Raw genomic sequence first — 16,629 nt, 5'->3', positions numbered from 1 at the left:
TGAATTAATTCCGAGAGGGCCACGTGACCGACCAGGCGAAACAGTTGATGAGCCTGCTCTGGCGACATGCTGTGCCACCGCGATCCGGTGGGCGCGGCCCGAAGCAGACGATGAGTGTCGATGAGGTCGTCGTCGCCGCGATCGCACTCGCCGATCGGGAGGGGTACGAGAAGGTGTCGATCCGCGCGGTCGCCGCCGAACTCGGCCTGCGCCCGATGAGCCTCTACACCTATGTGCCGAGCAAGGAGGCTTTGACCGTGTTGATGGTCGACACGGTCGCACTGGAGGACGTACCCATCCCGGCCGATCTCCCGGTCCGTGACCGAATGTCCGCGATCGCCGAACAGGTCCGTGCGGAACTGATTGCGCACCCGTGGCTGCTCGAGGTGCCACCGTGGCGGCTCGTACTCGGTCCGGGCCGGATGCGCCGATACGAACGGCAGCTGGCTGCGATCGAGGGGATCGGGTTATCCGATCTGGCTATGGATCGGGTGATCGCGGTGCTGTCGGAATTCGCGACCGGCAATGCGCGGATGGCGATCGCCGGAATCCGCAGTACCGCGGAGCTGACCGACGCGCAGTGGTGGGAGCAGCACGGCCCGCTGCTGACCGAGGTTATGTCGATTGACGAGTTCCCGATCGCCTCGCGGGTCGGTGCGGCGGTAGGCGAACGCTATCAAGCGCCCTCGGACCCGTCGGGCGACTTCGCCTTCGGTCTCGGGAAACTGCTCGACGGCATCCTGTCCGGAGTAGCGGGACCGCAAACGCCGACAGCGGGCGACCTGTAGGTCGCCCGCTGTCGTCTATCAGCGATGTTCTGTTGTTCGATGCTGTTGTGTCGGGACGCGAGGACTGGTCAGAGCGCGGGAGCCGATTCCGTATCGATCACGGCTTCGAGCTCACGCAAGCGATCCATGTGTTCATTCGCGTGGTGCTGGCAGAAGAGCAACTCGCCACCTGCGGGCAATACGGCACGAACTCGTGCGGCAGCACCGCAGCGGTCGCAACGATCGACCGCGGTCAGTGGGGTGCTTGTCAGGGTTCCTGGCATGACTCCTCCGTCCTGGCTCCCGGCACTACAGTCCGTTCACCTGGTGTGGGGCCCGTGGTCACTCCGCGGGCTCGCTACCGCTACTTCCCAGCAGGGGTATGACTACTCTGTCAGACGTTCGGGACGGGGGCTTTGTTCCCGGAAGTGATTCTGTGTGTTTTCGATAACACCACCTGGGATTTCGCTACTGGCGAACATCACTGGTTACGTATCGAACTCCACTCGACCACGATCACGAACAGGCCTATCCAGTTGTCTACCGGGAGATTACCCGTGATCCATGACACTCACACGCTCGTTCACATTTGCACACTCGCCGATTGGCTGACCGCCCGGCAAACCGGCGAGTACCGCCCCGAGTCGTTCGAGGAGATCGGGTTCATCCATCTCTCCACGCCACAGCAGGCGCATCTGCCCGCCAACCGATTGTTCGCCGGACGGCGGGACATGGTGCTGCTGCGTATCGATCCGGCCCGCGTCGGCGCGCCGGTGAAATGGGAACCGGGCGTGCCCACCGATCCGGAATCGATGCTGTTCCCACATCTGTACGGTCCGCTGCCGGTGGGCGCGGTCACCGCAGTGGTCGAGTACCAGCCCGGGGCGGACGGCACCTTCGCCGCGCTCGACCCGAACTTTCCGGCGTCCTGACCTACCGCTCCCTGGCCTCGCGCGCCACGATGGCGGCCTGAACGCGAGACCGCACACCGAGTTTGGTGAGCACGCGCGAGACATGTGTTTTGACTGTTGTCTCACCGATGAACAGCCGCGCGGCGATCTGCGCATTGGACAGACCGTCGCCGAGACAGTCGAGTACCTCGCGTTCGCGTTCGGTCAGCTCGTCCAGGCCGTCCGGCGCGGGCCTGCTCGGTTCGCCGTCGGTCGAGGCGAACGCATTGATCACCGCGGCGGTCACCTCGGGCGCCAGCACACCGTCACCGGCGGCCACCGCGCGCACCGCATCGACAAGTGCTTGTCCCGAAGCGGATTTCAGCACGAACCCGGACGCGCCGGCGCGCAATGTCCGGAAGACGTACTCGTCCAGGTCGAAGGTCGTCAGGATGAGCACCCTGGCCAGGCCGTCGTCGGTGATCCGGCCGGTTGCGGTGATGCCGTCGACGCCCGGCATGCGCACATCCATCAGCACCACATCCGGGCGCAGTACCTTGGCCTGTGCCACCGCGATATCGCCGTCGGCGGCCTCACCGACCACTTCGATGCCCTCGGCGGTTTCCAGGATCATCCGCAGTCCGGCCCGGATCGCGCCGTGGTCATCGGCGATCAGTACCCGGATCATGACACCTCCGTCGTCGAGATCGGTAGTCGCGCAAGGACTTCCCAGCCACCGGCGCCGGGTCCGGCGGTGAAGGTGCCGCCGAGCGCTGTGGCTCGTTCCCGCATATTCATCAGACCACTGTGGCGCGCGTCGTCGGGTGGTCGATTGCGCACCGGTACCGTGGGATTGCGCACCGAGAGGGCCAGATCCGTTGCCTCCGTATGCACGTCGATATCGACCTCCTGTCCCGGTGCGTGTTTCATGGCATTCGTCAGTGCTTCCTGGACGATTCGGTACGCGGCCTGGTCGACCGCGCTCGGCAACGCCGTTCCGTTCAGCGAATCCCGCACGCGCACGGTGATTCCGGCGGCACGGGCCGCATCGACGAGAATCGGCAGCTGAGCCAGTTTGCGCGGCGCGGCCGCATCGTCCTCGGCGCCGTCGTCGCGGCGCAGCAGACCGATCATGGTGCGCATCTCCTGCAGCGCGCTGACACTATTGGACCGGATCGACGAAATGATCCCGGCCACAGTGGGATCGGTTTCCTGCCGGGCCAGCACCCCGAGCGCCGCTTCGGACTGGATGGCGATGGCCGACAGGTGTCCGGCGATCACATCGTGCAAATCGCGCGCCATCGTCTTGCGTTCGTCGGCGATGGCAGCGCGCCGATCCAATTCGGCGACCAGTGTCATCGCCTGCGCGCGTTTGCGTTCGGCCTCGGCGATCTCCTTGTGCCCGCGCACCGACAGCGCCCACCACAGCGGCGTCGCGACGAACGCGAACAGCGCGGCGATGGTGATCACCGCGATCCGCCAGTCGCCGAGCACGAGCGCCAGCACGGTCAGTATCGCCGAGACGACCCCGCAAACCGTGACCAGCCAGCGCGAACTCGCGGGCGCGGCATACAGCACACCCGCATAGATCAGATCCGAATAGATGAGCCAGACCGGCACCGTCGGACCGAGCGCGAAATCGATGGCGAACGGGATCAGCCCGATACCGAGCGCCGACATCGGCATGCGACGCCGCAGGAAGCTCGCCACACAGATCAGCGCGAGCACCCCGAACCGCACCGGCAGTGACGGATGGCGGCTCAGGTCACTGGCCATCTCGAACAGGCCGGTCAGATAGAGCGCGGCGCCGAGGACGAGCGCGAAGGCGGCGACCAGCGCGTCCTGCACGGTCGCCGACAAAGCATCCCACTGCCGTCGCATCGCCCCATCACAGCACATGCCCCGCGTCCCCGGGTCCGCCGAAGGAATGAGGCCGGGTCGGTTTGATGACCCAGGCCCTGGTGATCGCGGGCGTCGCGTGGTGCGGTCGCTGGGCTGTTGGGCGGTCAGCCGCTTTTGCCGGTTAGGGTGGAGGTGTGAACGTCGATGTCACCGCCCTACCCGGGATCGGGGTACGGAAAGACTTCCAGCTGCGGTCGGGCCGCCGGATCGGTGTGGTCGATCACCGCGACGGCGGCATCGATCTGATCGTCTCCAAACCTGATGACCCGGACTCCTGCGCCGCGCAAGTGCCGCTGACTCCCGACGAGGCCGCGGTGCTCGCAAACCTACTCGGCTCGCCGCAGTTGGTTGCGAAGCTACGCGAGGATCACCGCGACCTACCCGGGATCACTACCCGCCAGCTGCCCATCGCCGAGGATTCGCCATACGAGGGCCGCACCCTCGGCGAGACCGGAATGCGCACGCGCACCAAGGCTTCCATCGTCGCGGTAATGCGTGCGGGGCAGCTGCATCCCTCGCCCGGACCGGATTTCACTTTCACCGCCGATGACATACTCGTGGTCGTCGGTACCCCCGACGGTCTGGACACGGCCGCGAAGATCCTGACGCACGGGTGAGAGCGTGAACGAAACCGCGCTCGCCCTCATCGAGCTCGGGGCGGTGTTATTCACCCTCGGCATGCTCGGGAGAGTGGCGGCACGCTTCGGCATGTCCCCGATTCCGCTATACCTGCTCGGCGGGCTGGCCTTCGGCCAGGGTGGCTTGGTAGAACTGGGCGCCGCGAACGAATTCGGCCATATCGCAGGCGAAATCGGCGTCGTACTGCTGTTGCTACTGCTCGGCCTCGAATACACCGCGGCAGAATTGGTGACCGGATTGCGTCGCTCCTGGGCCGCAGGTCTGGTCGATCTCGTCGCGAACGCGACGCCCGGCGTGGTGGTCGCCCTGATACTCGGCTGGGGGATGACCGGAGCGATCACAATGGCCGGGGTCACCTACATCTCGTCATCGGGCATTGTCGCCAAGGTGCTGAACGACCTCGGCCGCCTCGGTAACCGGGAAACCCCGGTGATCCTGTCGATCCTGGTCTTCGAGGATCTCGCGATGGCGATGTATCTGCCGATCCTCACCGCGATCCTGGCCGGTACGAGCTTGCTGAGCGGGCTGACCGTGCTCGGGCTGGCCCTGGCCACTGTCACCGTCGTCTTGGTCGTCGCGCTGCGCTACGGCCGGTACGTCTCGGCGATCGTGGACAGCGCCGACCGCGAGGTATTCCTGTTGAAGCTGCTCGGCGCGGCGTTGCTGGTCGCCGGGCTGGCATCGGCGCTGAATGTTTCGGCGGCGGTCGGCGCATTCCTGCTCGGCATCGCGATCTCCGGTTCCACCGCGCGCGAGGCGACCAAACTGCTGGAACCGATCCGGGATCTGTTCGCGGCCATCTTCTTCGTGGCATTCGGATTCAGCACCGATCCGCGGGCCATTCCCCCGGTACTCGGCTGGGCGATCCTGCTCGCGGTGGTCACCGTGCTCACCAAGGTCGCCACCGGCTGGTGGGCGGCGAGTCGGCAGGGTATCCGCCGGACGGGCCGGGCGCGCGCGGGCGCGGCACTGGTCGCGCACGGTGAATTCTCCATTGTTATTGCGGGTTTGGCGGTGGGCATGGGTGCGGTCGACGTCCAACTCGCCGCACTCGCCTCGGCCTATGTGCTACTGATGGCGGTGCTCGGCCCGATCGCGGCCCGCGTCGTCGAACCGGTCATCGGCATGGTGCAGCGCCGCTTCAGCCCCGCCGTCAGCACTGGATAGCGGCTGCGCCGCCACGGAACTCGTCCTGGTATCGGCGGCGGCCGCGGGAATCCGAGGCGCCGCAAGCGGATTCGTCGACACTGGTGTCGGCGCTGCGGAATTTGCCTCACGTTCGGCACGCAGGCGTTCGATGCGCCGCCAGAAGGTCGACGCGACGAATCCGACCGCCAAACCGATCAGGGCCGCGCACATATGCCCGTAGTCGGTGAAGGTCGGTCCGATCAGCAGCGCCGAGCCGAGGAATACGACGATGACACCCGCCCACACTGCGCGGACCACACCGCGGAAGTGGAACGCCATGGCCGCCAGAACCGCGGTGAACCCGTAGCTGGTGCCCACATCCGCCGCATACTGCACCCGAACCGGGATGACGTGGTGGTCGATGGCATGGTCGATGGCGGTGACGGTGAGCAGCGTCGCGCCGATATGTCCGGTCGCGAACAGCAGAATCCAGCGACTGGTGCCGAGCCAGCGTTCGGCGAAGCCCATGACCACCAGAATCTCCGCGATGGTGACCCACGGAAATTGCCCCTGGGTCCAGAACGCCGAGGCCACCAGCACTTGGATCGGGTTGTGCTGCATGTTGTAGAGGTTGGTGGAGGCCGAGAAGATCAGCCTGCGCTCCACCGAATCGCCGACCCCGCGCAGCGTCCACCAGGTGACGAACAAGGTGAACGCGTAGGCCGTGCTGGCCGGTGCGCCGGACAGGTGCTGGCGCAGTTCGGGCAGTAGTCGGCGCACCAATCGGGGCCGACGCGCCCACGACCAGACCGCGCGCAACTCGTCACCGAGGTCGACGGTCTGCGTCCAGGGGGAGTGGATTCGGCGCAAAGTGGGGGCAACCACATGGACAAGTCTGCCGGTTCCGAGGCGCTTCTGCGCGCAGACCCGCCCGGTCTGTGTCCTGGCTCACTGAGCTGGCCTTTCCGCCCTAACGTCGATTCACACCCGGGGCAACGTCGGCTCCGCAGAATTGGTCCGCCGACCAAGAGGGCAACCTCTGTCAGTTCGACGCGAATACTGCAGCACCGGCGCGAGGGCACGACGCCGGTCAAGTCCGGTTGGCGACCGAGCCTGATCCAGCTCGGTGGCGCTGGGCCGCAATGAGATTCGGCATGCGTACCGGAATTGCCGTTGTGTTCTTGCAAATGTGCGAACGCCTGGTGTCGACCGGCGAATTCATGAGATCCATTGCGGCCCAGCAATATCGGTGCTGATCGATTGCCGGCGGTGACGATCGGCAGGATTCGACGGCGGGGGACTGTTCGGTATGTATCGGGCACGGGTGGTCGCCGACAGATAGCGGGCACTGTCTCACTGATTGGATTCATCCCATGACAAATTTAGCGGACGGTAGTACTGTAAATCGCCTACCTGCTGGTTCTTTAGAAGCGGGCGGGCTCGCACTGTCGCGATGACGGTCGACGTCCGCCCAACGAGGGAGTTCGCGTGCTGGAAATCGATCACTTCAGCCACGGGTTGCTCACGCCGGTTGTCGCTTATCTGATGTCATTCACCGGATCATTGCTGGGGCTGCGGTGCGTGGTTCGGGCGCGGGCCGGTAGCGGCCACGCCGGATGGCTCGTCGCCGCGGCCGTCGCGATCGGCGGCACCGGTATCTGGGTCATGCATTTCATTGCCATGCTGGGCTTTTCGATCCACGGCGCTTCGATCCGCTATGACGTGCCGATCACTCTGCTCAGCGCGGTGATCGCGATGGTGGTGGTGTGGATCGGATTACGGATCGCGCAGCTGCCGGGATTGGAGCCGGTGGCGCTGTACATCGGCGGTGCGATCACCGGCGTCGGTGTCGGCGCCATGCACTATTCCGGCATGTATGCGATGAAATCCGACGCGGTCATCGAATACGACGGACGAATAGTGTTGCTGTCCATGGTGATCGCGGTGATCGCCGCGACCGCGGCGCTCTGGTTCGCGTTGCATATCCGCGGCACCCTGGCCACCATCGGTGCGGCGCTGGTGATGGGCGTCGCGGTCTGCGGCATGCACTACACCGGTATGTTCGCGATGCATGTGCAGAACGGCCATCACATGCACCCACCCGCGGGCGCGGGCGCGATACAACTGCTGACTCCGCTGACGGTCGGCGTCGGCATGGTCACCATGATGCTGCTACTGCATATCGGCATCACCGATGTCGAGGATCCGGCCTACGACGGTGCGCGCAGACCGCGTCCGGCGCGCTACTGGCCGACCAGGGACTGAGTCGCATCGCCCGGTGAGATCGCCCTGGGAGCTTGTCGCACAGGCGATTTCGATGGGTTCAGTGGCGCGGTACCTCGGTCCGCGTCGGCCAGTACGCGGTCGGCATTATCTGCGGTTCCACCGGTGGCAGCGGCGGTAGCGGATCGGTTTTGGCACGCGGTGCGATGCGCAGCGGCGGCAGTTCTACGCTGCGATCGATCTCGGTCAGGCTGACGCTGATGAGCAGCAGCATCGTCACCACGCTGATCACGACGATGATCGGCGCGATCAGCTCCATGGCACCGGTCCCTTCGGGGTTATGCATATCTCCGCTGTGCGCATGCATCGCAGACATCCCGGTGTAATGCATGCCGCATACGGCCACACCCATGATCAGTCCGGCACCGATGGTTGCGAAAAATCCCTTGACCCGCAACGTGAACCAGAGCGCAACCGTCGCCGCCACCACCGCGATGACCATCGACAGCCCGACCCGCCGCGCGTCATAGCTGATCATCGCATTCGACTTCATCGCATACATGCCCATGTAATGCATGGCCCCGACGCCGAGGCCGGTGATCGTGCCCCCGGCCAGCAGGCCGCGCAGCGACGGTTCGGGTTTGACCACGATGAACAGCCCGATGCCGACCACGGCTATCGCGGTGATCGCGCTGAGCAGAGTGAGCGGAATGTCGTACCGGATCTCGGTGCCGCGGATCGAAAAGCCCAGCATCGCAATAAAATGCATGACCCAGATGCCGGTGCCGCCGATGGCGACGGCTGCGCCGAGCAGCCAGCCGATTCGATCCTTGCCGCTGCGGGCGCGTGCGGCGCACTGCAAGCCGAGCAGGCATCCGGTGACCGACATGGTGTAGGCCAGCAGCGGGGTCAGCAGACCGTAGCTGAAATGGTAGATGTCGAGCACGCAACGCCCCCACTGCCGAAGAAAGGATCGGCGATTGAAATAACAGCGGGTCAGACGATACGACAGCCGTCGGCCCGATAGGAGTCGAAATCTGGTTTCGCAGAAGTGGTTTCGGTCACTTTTAGGTTTGATTGAAACCCGAATTGGTTAGCGGACCGGACGCTGTCTCGGTTGCCACCCTGTGGCTGATCGGTTGCGCGGCATAACGCCGAAAGTGACTGTTGCAGAAGAGATTCGGCGCAATACGGTTGAAAACCCCAATGGGTGCAGCCGGATTCGACGATAGCGGGACCGTAGGCGGAGCGAATGCGGGCAGAGTTGCCGGTCGACCGAACGACGAGAAGGCCGGTTGCGAAAAAACGAAGCGCCCGCGCTGTCAGGCGCGGGCGCTTCGGAAAAATCGAGCAGAACGAACTAGTCGAGGTAGTCGCGCAGCACCTGCGAGCGGCTCGGGTGGCGCAGTTTGCTCATGGTCTTCGACTCGATCTGGCGGATGCGCTCACGGGTGACCCCGTAGACCTGGCCGATCTCGTCGAGGGTGCGCGGCTGGCCGTCGGTCAGGCCGAAGCGCAGCCGGACCACGCCCGCCTCGCGCTCGGACAGCGTCTCCAGCACCGACTGCAGCTGATCCTGCAGCAGCGTGAAGCTCACCGCGTCCACTGCGACGACGGCCTCAGAGTCCTCGATGAAGTCGCCGAGTTGGCTGTCGCCCTCATCGCCGATGGTCTGGTCCAGCGAGATGGGCTCACGCGCGTACTGCTGGATCTCGAGGACCTTCTCCGGCGTGATGTCCATTTCCTTGGCCAGCTCCTCCGGGGTGGGCTCGCGGCCCAGATCCTGGAGCAGCTCGCGCTGGATGCGGCCGAGCTTGTTGATGACCTCGACCATATGCACCGGGATGCGGATGGTGCGGGCCTGATCGGCCATGGCGCGGGTGATGGCCTGCCGGATCCACCAGGTGGCGTACGTGGAGAACTTGTAGCCCTTGGTGTAGTCGAACTTCTCCACCGCGCGGATCAGGCCGAGGTTGCCCTCCTGGATCAGGTCCAGGAATGCCATGCCGCGGCCGGTGTAGCGCTTGGCAAGCGAGACCACCAGACGCAGGTTGGCTTCCAGTAGGTGGTTCTTGGCGCGGTTGCCGTCGCGCACGATCCAGGTGTAGTCGCGCCGCATCGCGACCGGCAGCTTCTCACCCTGCTCGGCGAATTCGCGCACCTTCTCCGCCGCGTAGAGACCGGCCTCGATCCGCTTGGCGAGTTCGACCTCCTCCTCGGCGTTGAGCAGTGCGACCTTGCCGATCTGCTTGAGGTAGGCGCGCACCGAGTCGGCCGATGCGGTGAGTTCGGCATCCTTGCGGGCCTGGCGCAGCGCCTCGGATTCCTCCTCGTCCCAGACGAAGTCGCCGGAGGCCTTGTCCGCGGCGGACGGTTCCTCGGTCTCGCCTTCCTCGACTTCCTCGGCGACGTCTTCGACCAGTTCCTCGGCCTCGTCGGCGAGATCGTCCTCGGAAACCTCGAGATCGCCGAGATCCTCGATGTCGAGATCCTCGGTCTCGAGGTTCTCGTCGCCGCCGGGTTCGCCGTCGGGTCCGGCCTTCTTCGGTCCGGCCTTCTTGGCCGGGCCCTTCGTCGCCTTCGCGGCGGCGGCCTTCTTGGCCGGAGCCTTCTTGGCAGCGGCCTTCTTGGCCGGGGCCTTCTTCGCGGCAGCCTTGCGGACCGGCCGTGCTTCGGTTACATCTGCGGAGTCGGCATCGGCCGATTCGGCGGTCTGACGGGTCGTGGCTACCACGTACGCCCTTTCGTGACGGTCTCGTGCGGCGTCACGCCAGAGTGGTGTTCCGGCGGAGCGGTCTGTCGGGTTTCACCGGCTGAGCGCCGGGTCTGGGGTTTCCGGCTCGCGGCCGGAGTACGTTCCATTGTAACGATCGAACCAGGGTACCTACGGCACGATCCCGGCAACGGCTAATGCCGCACCCTCCGCGCGTCTACGGTGCGATGCCCGCATCGATGGCCATGGCCGCACCCACGATGCCCGCGGTGTTCTCCAGCCGGGCGGGAATCACCGGGGTTCGGTTGGTGAGCAATGGAATCCATTGTTCGGCATCGCGGCTGATGCCGCCACCTGCGACGAAGACCTTCGGCCAGAACAAATTCTCCAGGCCGCCGAGCACAATACTGACCTGGGCGGCCCACTGCTCGTAGGTCAGGCCGTCGCGATCCTTGATCGAGGCGGCGGCGCGGTGTTCGGTCTCCATGCCGCCGACCTCGAGATGGCCGAGTTCGGTATTGGGCACCAGCGTGCCGTGCAACAGCAGCGCCGAGCCGATGCCGGTGCCGAAGGTCAGCAGCACCACCAGACCGTCGAATTCCTTTGCCGCGCCGTGGCGATCTTCGGCCAGACCGGCCGCGTCGGCGTCGTTGAGCACGGTAACGGCGCGGCCGTCGAGTGCCGCGGAGAACAGCGCCCGCGCGTCGGTGCCGATCCACGCCTTGTCGATATTGGCGGCTGTCTGCGCGACGCCTTGCAGCACGACCGAGGGCAGCGTGATGCCGACCGGGCCGTCCCAATCGGCCTGGGCGACCAATTTGGCGACCGCGTCGGCGACCGCCTGCGGTGTCGAGGGATGCGGTGTCAGGATCTTTATCCGCTCATGGACCAATGCTCCGGTGGCCAGATCCACCGCGGCGCCCTTGACGCCGCTGCCACCGATATCGATACCGAATGCGTGCCCCCGAGCGGACATGACGTTCCCTCGTTCCCTGTGCTGGCCGATGTGATGAACGCGCCGCCGCACAGGAACTCACCACCGGCTGGTCGCGGAGCATGCGGTGATGTGCCCGACGACGGCGTTGTGTCGTGCACGACAAGAGTAATGGGCGGGCATCGGTTCCCGTTCGCCGAGGATGTGTGATGGCATGGGGGCATGCCGGAGACCACAGCGTCAGTTACCGCCCGACCGACCGCGATGCCATCCGAGGATGTTGCCGAATTGCGCCGGATCGCGGTCCAACTCGCCGAAACCGCGGCCGCGCATGTGCGCTCGCGCCGGCCCGAGGTATTCGGTCCGGAGGGTGCGCGCGACGGGGTCGTGCAGGCCAAGGGCCACCCCACCGATCCGGTGACGATCGTCGATACCGAGACCGAGGATCTGATCCGTCGCCTGCTCGACGAAGTGCGCCCCGGCGATCCGATCCTCGGTGAGGAGGGCGGCGGCAGCCTGGCCGACGGTGACGGGGACACCGTGCACTGGGTCGTGGACCCGATCGACGGCACCGTGAACTTCCTGTACGGCATTCCCGGCTATGCGATTTCGGTGGCGGCGATGCGCGACGGACAACCCGTCGCCGGCGCGGTGGTCGATGTCGCGCGGGCGGCCACCTACAGCGCCGGACTGCGGATGGGAGCCACGAAGGTGACCGGTGACGGCACCGTGGAACACCTGCGCTGCACACCGGTGCGATCGGCGGCGATGGCCTTGGTGGCCACCGGATTCGCGTACGGCAAACACCGCAGGGCCAGGCAGGCGGAGTTGATCGCGCAGATCCTGCCGGAGATCCGCGATATCCGCCGTCTCGGCGCGGCGGCACTGGATCTGTGCTTCGTCGCCGAGGGCCGCGTCGACGCGTACTACGAACACGGACTCAATGCGTGGGACTGGGCGGCGGGCGCTTTGATCGCCGCGGAGGCGGGTGCGGCGCTGCGCTTGCCCGCGGCGACCAGCCCGGGTGCGGCAGGTGAGTTGGTCGTTGCCGCCGCACCGGGCGTAGCGAACGAATTGACCGAACTGTTCGAGCGTGTCGGCGCGACCACCGCGATCCCGGACGCCTGAAAACGGATCGCCCCGGTCTGCCGAAGCGGCAGACCGGGGCGATGAAGGTCGGTTCAGGAAAGGTCAGCAGCGTGCCGTGCGCGCTGCGGAAAGCAGTTTGGGGTCGATGGACGTGGATCCGCCCGGTGCCGGATTCTTCAGCGATTTCAGCACTTCCTCGGCGTCGGGGCTGGGCCGCAGCGATTCGCCGAATACCGAACCGAGCACCAGGTCCACGGTGTCGTCGTTGCGCTGATCCTCGATCAGCTCGGCGCACGGCGCGACCAACTGGACCGAAGCGGCGGCCGGTCGGCCGTTCACGCCGAAGCGGATCTGGCCGGTGCAGTTCAGATCGCCGTTGACATAAACCGGATCGTTACCGAATTGCTGTCCTGGCGCGCTCGCGAAGCCCAGATCGCCCAGCGCCGAGGCGATGTGCGAGGCCTGACCGCTCTTGTTGTTCGCGTTCAGCACGCGGACCTTCGACGAGGCCAGCGCCGCCGGTTCGACGTCGGTCAGCCGCGATTGACCTACCCGCTGACCCATCGGGGCCGGTTGGGGCGATTTCGCGTCGGTGGCCGGGCTCGGCGAATTGCACGCCATCGCGGTTCCGCTGCTGTCCTCGGTGGTCAGGGCCTTGATCCACACCACGGTGCAGATCAGGAGTAGGACGCCGACCAGGATCAACCATGGCTGGTTGCGTCGCCGGAGGAAGGGTTGACCCGTTCGATCCGTTGCGCTGCCTTCGGTGATGAGTGAAACCACGTGCATACTCTACGAAAATGTGTCCGCGGCAGTGCGTAAGGTCTCGGCGAGTTCACGGTTGGTGTCGATTACCCCTCAGTTTCGAATCGTCTGTGTTTTGATTGCGACTTTTGCTGTGGCGTCCGCTATTGTCTGGCGGCCCAGATCGAAACATCGCAGCCCAAAACGGTGGTCGGTCGCGGGAACAAGAAGGGCATGTCCCGCGTTTACCGAGCGCTATCAAAGGTGGGTCCGCATGATCCGCCCTGATAGGGGACCGGTGTACGTGTGACGTGCACCACCGGCGGGGCGGAGCTGGTCATTCCGATTCCGAGGAATCGGTGTGAGTGGCCCGGTCCGGGATATACGGAGTAAGGACGAGGGGAAGACGACATGGCAACCGACTATGACGCACCGAGGCGCACTGAAACCGACGAAGTGTCGGAAGATTCGCTGGAGGAGCTGAAGGCTCGTCGCAACGAGGCACAGTCCGCCGTCGTGGATATCGACGAATCCGATACCGCGGAGTCGTTCGAGCTTCCCGGCGCGGACTTGTCCGAGGAAGTCCTGACAGTTCGGGTGATCCCGAAGCAGGCCGACGAGTTCACCTGTTCCAGCTGTTTCCTGGTCCATCACCGGAGCAGGCTGGCCAGTGAGAGTGGCGGTCAGCTGATCTGCATGGACTGTGCAGCCTGATTTCCGGCGCGAGATCTGATCTCCAGCCGAGATCAACGGTCAGCCCGCGCTCGGCACGCCCGGCCTCAGCCAGGTATGCCAAGCGCGGCCAAGACCCGGTCCGGCCGTCGCGTACTGATCAACCAGTACGGCGTCGGATCGTCTGGGTCATCGAGTACAAGTAGCACCATCGGCCCCACCCATGGCCGATGTTGGACATAGGCGGCGGGGTCGAGCTGGCGGCCCAGCGCCGCACTCTTGGCGGTGGGGGCCACCGTGGCCGATCTGGCCACGAAGTTCACCGGCAAATGCGCGCGATCGGCGCGGAGTTCGCGGATGCCGGAACCGTCCTGGGCGACCTCCACCCGATGACGGCTCAGCCACAACAGCACCCACACCGGCACCGGAAACAGTAACGCGTAGGGCAACCAGGCGCGCAGACCCGGTGCGCCCATATGGATTTCGGCGGCCAGCAAGCCGGCGATGGCGAACGCGATCGGCCACCACCACAGCGGCACCCACAGGCGCTCGCGGTAAGGCTCGAAGCTTCGCTGTTGATCGTCCATAGTCACTGGGTTGGGCTGGTCCGACACGACTCAACACTAATTCACTGAGGTCGAGGGCGTACGCGTAGGCTCGGACAACGTGAGCGCCCTTTCACCCATACCTTTGCTGCGGCTTGATCCCGGCATCCCCGTGCCAACGCGTGCCCACCACGGAGACGCGGGCGTGGACCTGTGCACTACAGAGGACGTCATCATCGAACCGGGGGAGCGCGTGCTGGTCGGCACCGGTGTCGCGGTCGCACTGCCGGTCGGCACGGTCGGCCTGATCCATCCCAGGTCCGGACTCGCCGCGAAAACCGGTCTGTCCGTGGTGAATACGCCGGGCACCGTCGATGCGGGCTATCGGGGCGAAATCAAGGTGTGCCTGATCAATCACGATTCGCGCACCCCGATCGAATTGCGTCGTGGCGATCGGATCGCGCAGCTGCTGGTGCAGCGGGTGGAACTGGTCGATTTCGTGGAGGTCGACGTACTCGACGACACCACGCGGGGAGCGGGCGGTTACGGGTCGAGCGGTGGCCACGCCAGTCTGGCCGCGTCGGCCGACGAGGTGGCCACTCTCGGCAAGGAGGCATGACCGGCATGTTCGGGAAGAGACGCAAGTCCGGCGGACGTGAGGAATACGCCGAGGACCGGTACGACGACGAATACGCCGACGAATACGGCGAGTACGCCGCTTACGGCGACGCGGGTTACGACGATGAGCCGATCACCGACGAGAACCCCATCATCGATCCGATCACCGACGAGAATCCGATCGTCCCAGCCGCTTATGCCGCCGCGCACTACGACGACGAACCCGAGTACGACGAATCCGAGTACGACGAGCACGACTACGACGATGACGATGTCGTGGATATGCCGAAATCCGGCCCGTACGACTACGACGAGGTGGCCGAGCTGCTGGACAATGTGTCCGATCAGCGCCTCGATCTGGGTTCGGTGATCCTGCCGGTGCCGCCGGGCGGCCAATTGCAGGTCGAGATGACCCCGGACGGCGCGCCGCAGGCGGTGCACCTGGCGACCGAACACGGTCGGATCACGGTCGCGGCCTATGCCGCGCCCAAGTCGGCGGGCCAATGGCGTTCGGTGGCAGCGGATCTGGCCGAATCGCTACGCAAGGACGGCGCCAGGGTCGCGGTGGAGACCGGACCGTGGGGCCGGGAACTGCTCGCCATCACCGAGGGCGCGGACCTGCGCTTCATCGGGGTGGATGGTCCGAGATGGATGGTGCGGCTGGTGGCCGCGGGTCCGCAGGGCGCCGCCGATGACGGTGGGCCGCTGGTGCGGGCCGCGCGAGCGATCTTGACCGAGACCGTGATTCGGCGCGGCGACGATCCGATGCCGGTGCGCGAGCCGCTGGCCGTCGTGCTGCCACCGGAGCTGGCCGAGCAGCTGGCCGCCGCGCATCAGGCGCAGGTGGACGCACAGCAGCAGGCAATGGCCGCACAGCAGGCCGCGGTCCAGCCCACACCCCAGCCGCTGGTCCCGCCGCGCATGCCGAATGAACCGCGCCGCGGTGCGGACGGCTCCGCCATGCAGCAGCTCGGGCTCAACTAGAACGCCGCGAGTCCCGCGTTTCCGAGAATCGCGGGATCCGCGCCGAGTTCATCCAGGGTGATCCGGATCAGCTCGGCGCGCGTGATCAGCTCGGCCCATTCCTCGGCGACCGACAGCGGGTGTACCGGATCGTCGACGGCGGTGACGATGGTGACGGGCACCTCGACGGTGCCGAGTCGTTCCGCATCGGGCCACTTGTAGTCGGCGGCCTCCTGCAGCGCCTCGGGCAGCCGCGGCCACTGCGAATGCCAGGACTGGGTGAGCGCGTCGGCGAGCCAGCGCGGGCTGCTCGCGCGCATGCGTTCGACCACCGCGTCGAGCCCGTCCGCACGCAGCTGGGCCGCGGTGGCGGCAGCGCTGAGTGCGGCCGGGCACGCGGCGGTATCGGGACCGGTCCAGGCCGGTAGCGCCGCCACTACGCCGGTTGCTGCCCCGGGATGTTCAGCCGCCCATTCGAGTGCGACCGCCGCGCCGAGGGAGATCCCGGTGGCCAGGACCGGCCCGCGCCTCGCGGCCCCATCGAGCGCCGCCCGGTACCCGGCAACCACTCCGCGCGGGTCTGGTTCGACGGCGATGAATTCGATTCCGCGTGCCGCGCAAGCCGGTCCGAAGGCGCGGCGGGCGAAGTCGGCATCCGAACCGGTTCCCGGCAACGCCACGGCGATCGAGGCGCGGCCGCTGCGGTCCGGCGCGAAATGTGGGGAGTCGAACACCGGTCCGAGCGTAGCGGGGTGAGGGTTGCCCATCTACAGTGGCGGGTATACGGCCTTAAGCCGGTCGT

Annotated in this window: 19 protein-coding genes; 9 read left to right on the top strand and 10 right to left on the bottom strand. The window is 66.0% G+C overall.

Annotation, left to right across the window (positions count from 1 at the left end; all coding sequences use genetic code 11):
* Positions 1 to 47: 47 nt before the first annotated feature.
* The gene (locus tag ACFYOW_RS05835; RefSeq protein ID WP_387286031.1) at positions 48 to 788 is read left to right on the top strand and encodes a TetR/AcrR family transcriptional regulator; all 741 of its coding nucleotides are present in this window, start codon (positions 48 to 50) and stop codon (positions 786 to 788) included.
* Positions 789 to 856: 68 nt separating this feature from the next.
* On the opposite strand, the gene ACFYOW_RS05830 is transcribed toward ACFYOW_RS05835, so the two are convergent.
* The gene (locus ACFYOW_RS05830) at positions 857 to 1,051 is read right to left on the bottom strand and encodes a hypothetical protein (RefSeq protein WP_029903635.1); all 195 of its coding nucleotides are present in this window, start codon (positions 1,049 to 1,051) and stop codon (positions 857 to 859) included.
* A gap of 273 nt (positions 1,052 to 1,324) precedes the next feature.
* Here ACFYOW_RS05830 and ACFYOW_RS05825 point away from each other — a divergent pair, with 273 nt between their 5' ends.
* Positions 1,325 to 1,699 carry a DUF952 domain-containing protein gene (locus tag ACFYOW_RS05825; RefSeq protein ID WP_387284846.1) on the top strand — a complete coding sequence of 125 codons (375 nt, stop codon included), beginning with the start codon at positions 1,325 to 1,327 and terminating at the stop codon, positions 1,697 to 1,699.
* Between the two features lies 1 nt (position 1,700).
* On the opposite strand, the gene ACFYOW_RS05820 is transcribed toward ACFYOW_RS05825, so the two are convergent.
* Entirely contained in the window at positions 1,701 to 2,345 is a 645-nt protein-coding gene (locus ACFYOW_RS05820) for a response regulator (protein ID WP_387284844.1), read from the bottom strand.
* A complete protein-coding gene (locus ACFYOW_RS05815; protein WP_387284842.1) occupies positions 2,342 to 3,538 on the bottom strand; it encodes a sensor histidine kinase in 1,197 nt (398 codons plus the stop codon). The genes ACFYOW_RS05820 and ACFYOW_RS05815 overlap by 4 nt, the downstream gene beginning before the upstream one ends.
* 155 nt (positions 3,539 to 3,693) lie before the next feature.
* Between ACFYOW_RS05815 and ACFYOW_RS05810 the strand changes: the two genes are divergently transcribed.
* The gene (locus tag ACFYOW_RS05810; RefSeq protein ID WP_387284840.1) at positions 3,694 to 4,176 is read left to right on the top strand and encodes a cation:proton antiporter regulatory subunit; all 483 of its coding nucleotides are present in this window, start codon (positions 3,694 to 3,696) and stop codon (positions 4,174 to 4,176) included.
* A gap of 4 nt (positions 4,177 to 4,180) precedes the next feature.
* Positions 4,181 to 5,365, top strand: a complete 1,185-nt coding sequence (locus ACFYOW_RS05805) for a cation:proton antiporter (RefSeq protein WP_387284838.1) — start codon at positions 4,181 to 4,183, stop codon at positions 5,363 to 5,365.
* On the opposite strand, the gene ACFYOW_RS05800 is transcribed toward ACFYOW_RS05805, so the two are convergent.
* On the bottom strand, positions 5,267 to 6,211 hold the full coding sequence (locus ACFYOW_RS05800) for a rhomboid-like protein (protein WP_387284836.1): 945 nt from the start codon (positions 6,209 to 6,211) through the stop codon (positions 5,267 to 5,269). The genes ACFYOW_RS05805 and ACFYOW_RS05800 overlap by 99 nt on opposite strands.
* Positions 6,212 to 6,814: 603 nt before the next feature.
* On the opposite strand from ACFYOW_RS05800, the gene ACFYOW_RS05795 reads away from it, so the two are divergent.
* A complete protein-coding gene (locus tag ACFYOW_RS05795; protein ID WP_387284834.1) occupies positions 6,815 to 7,591 on the top strand; it encodes an MHYT domain-containing protein in 777 nt (258 codons plus the stop codon).
* 58 nt (positions 7,592 to 7,649) lie between these two features.
* Here the strand turns inward: ACFYOW_RS05795 and ACFYOW_RS05790 are convergent, their stop codons facing one another.
* The 3 genes from ACFYOW_RS05790 to ppgK all read right to left on the bottom strand — a co-directional run bounded on the left by ACFYOW_RS05790 (position 7,650) and on the right by ppgK (position 11,238).
* Entirely contained in the window at positions 7,650 to 8,495 is an 846-nt protein-coding gene (locus tag ACFYOW_RS05790; protein WP_387284832.1) for an MHYT domain-containing protein, read from the bottom strand.
* A gap of 414 nt (positions 8,496 to 8,909) precedes the next feature.
* Positions 8,910 to 10,283: an RNA polymerase sigma factor gene (locus tag ACFYOW_RS05785; RefSeq protein WP_387284830.1), complete on the bottom strand. Its 1,374-nt coding sequence runs from the start codon at positions 10,281 to 10,283 to the stop codon at positions 8,910 to 8,912.
* Positions 10,284 to 10,479: 196 nt separating this feature from the next.
* Positions 10,480 to 11,238 (bottom strand): polyphosphate--glucose phosphotransferase, encoded by a 759-nt coding sequence (gene ppgK / locus ACFYOW_RS05780; protein ID WP_387284828.1) that lies wholly within the window; start codon positions 11,236 to 11,238, stop codon positions 10,480 to 10,482.
* Positions 11,239 to 11,418: 180 nt separating this feature from the next.
* Between ppgK and ACFYOW_RS05775 the strand changes: the two genes are divergently transcribed.
* Positions 11,419 to 12,324, top strand: a complete 906-nt coding sequence (locus ACFYOW_RS05775) for an inositol monophosphatase family protein (protein WP_387284827.1) — start codon at positions 11,419 to 11,421, stop codon at positions 12,322 to 12,324.
* A gap of 63 nt (positions 12,325 to 12,387) precedes the next feature.
* Here the strand turns inward: ACFYOW_RS05775 and cei are convergent, their stop codons facing one another.
* A complete protein-coding gene (cei, locus tag ACFYOW_RS05770) occupies positions 12,388 to 13,068 on the bottom strand; it encodes an envelope integrity protein Cei (RefSeq protein WP_040692557.1) in 681 nt (226 codons plus the stop codon).
* Positions 13,069 to 13,440: 372 nt separating this feature from the next.
* On the opposite strand from cei, the gene ACFYOW_RS05765 reads away from it, so the two are divergent.
* Entirely contained in the window at positions 13,441 to 13,743 is a 303-nt protein-coding gene (locus ACFYOW_RS05765; protein WP_062988999.1) for a DUF4193 domain-containing protein, read from the top strand.
* A gap of 65 nt (positions 13,744 to 13,808) precedes the next feature.
* On the opposite strand, the gene ACFYOW_RS05760 is transcribed toward ACFYOW_RS05765, so the two are convergent.
* Positions 13,809 to 14,288 carry a DUF3093 domain-containing protein gene (locus tag ACFYOW_RS05760; RefSeq protein ID WP_387286029.1) on the bottom strand — a complete coding sequence of 160 codons (480 nt, stop codon included), beginning with the start codon at positions 14,286 to 14,288 and terminating at the stop codon, positions 13,809 to 13,811.
* Positions 14,289 to 14,367: 79 nt separating this feature from the next.
* On the opposite strand from ACFYOW_RS05760, the gene dut reads away from it, so the two are divergent.
* Together dut and ACFYOW_RS05750 are read left to right on the top strand one after the other, a co-directional pair.
* Complete coding sequence (gene dut / locus ACFYOW_RS05755) at positions 14,368 to 14,865, top strand: dUTP diphosphatase (RefSeq protein ID WP_387284825.1); 498 nt, start codon at positions 14,368 to 14,370, stop codon at positions 14,863 to 14,865.
* 5 nt (positions 14,866 to 14,870) lie between these two features.
* Positions 14,871 to 15,848, top strand: coding sequence for a DUF3710 domain-containing protein (locus ACFYOW_RS05750; protein ID WP_387286027.1), 978 nt, complete (start codon positions 14,871 to 14,873; stop codon positions 15,846 to 15,848).
* Here ACFYOW_RS05750 and ACFYOW_RS05745 read toward each other — a convergent pair.
* Positions 15,845 to 16,561, bottom strand: a complete 717-nt coding sequence (locus ACFYOW_RS05745; protein ID WP_387284823.1) for an alpha/beta fold hydrolase — start codon at positions 16,559 to 16,561, stop codon at positions 15,845 to 15,847. The two genes, ACFYOW_RS05750 and ACFYOW_RS05745, sit on opposite strands and share 4 nt — an antisense overlap.
* Between the last annotated feature and the right edge of the window lie 68 nt (positions 16,562 to 16,629).

The organism is Nocardia sp. NPDC006982 (assembly GCF_042869435.1).
Taxonomy (GTDB): domain Bacteria; phylum Actinomycetota; class Actinomycetes; order Mycobacteriales; family Mycobacteriaceae; genus Nocardia.
Note: the sequence above shows the minus strand (reverse complement) of the source record. Positions and strands in the feature narration are given on the sequence as shown.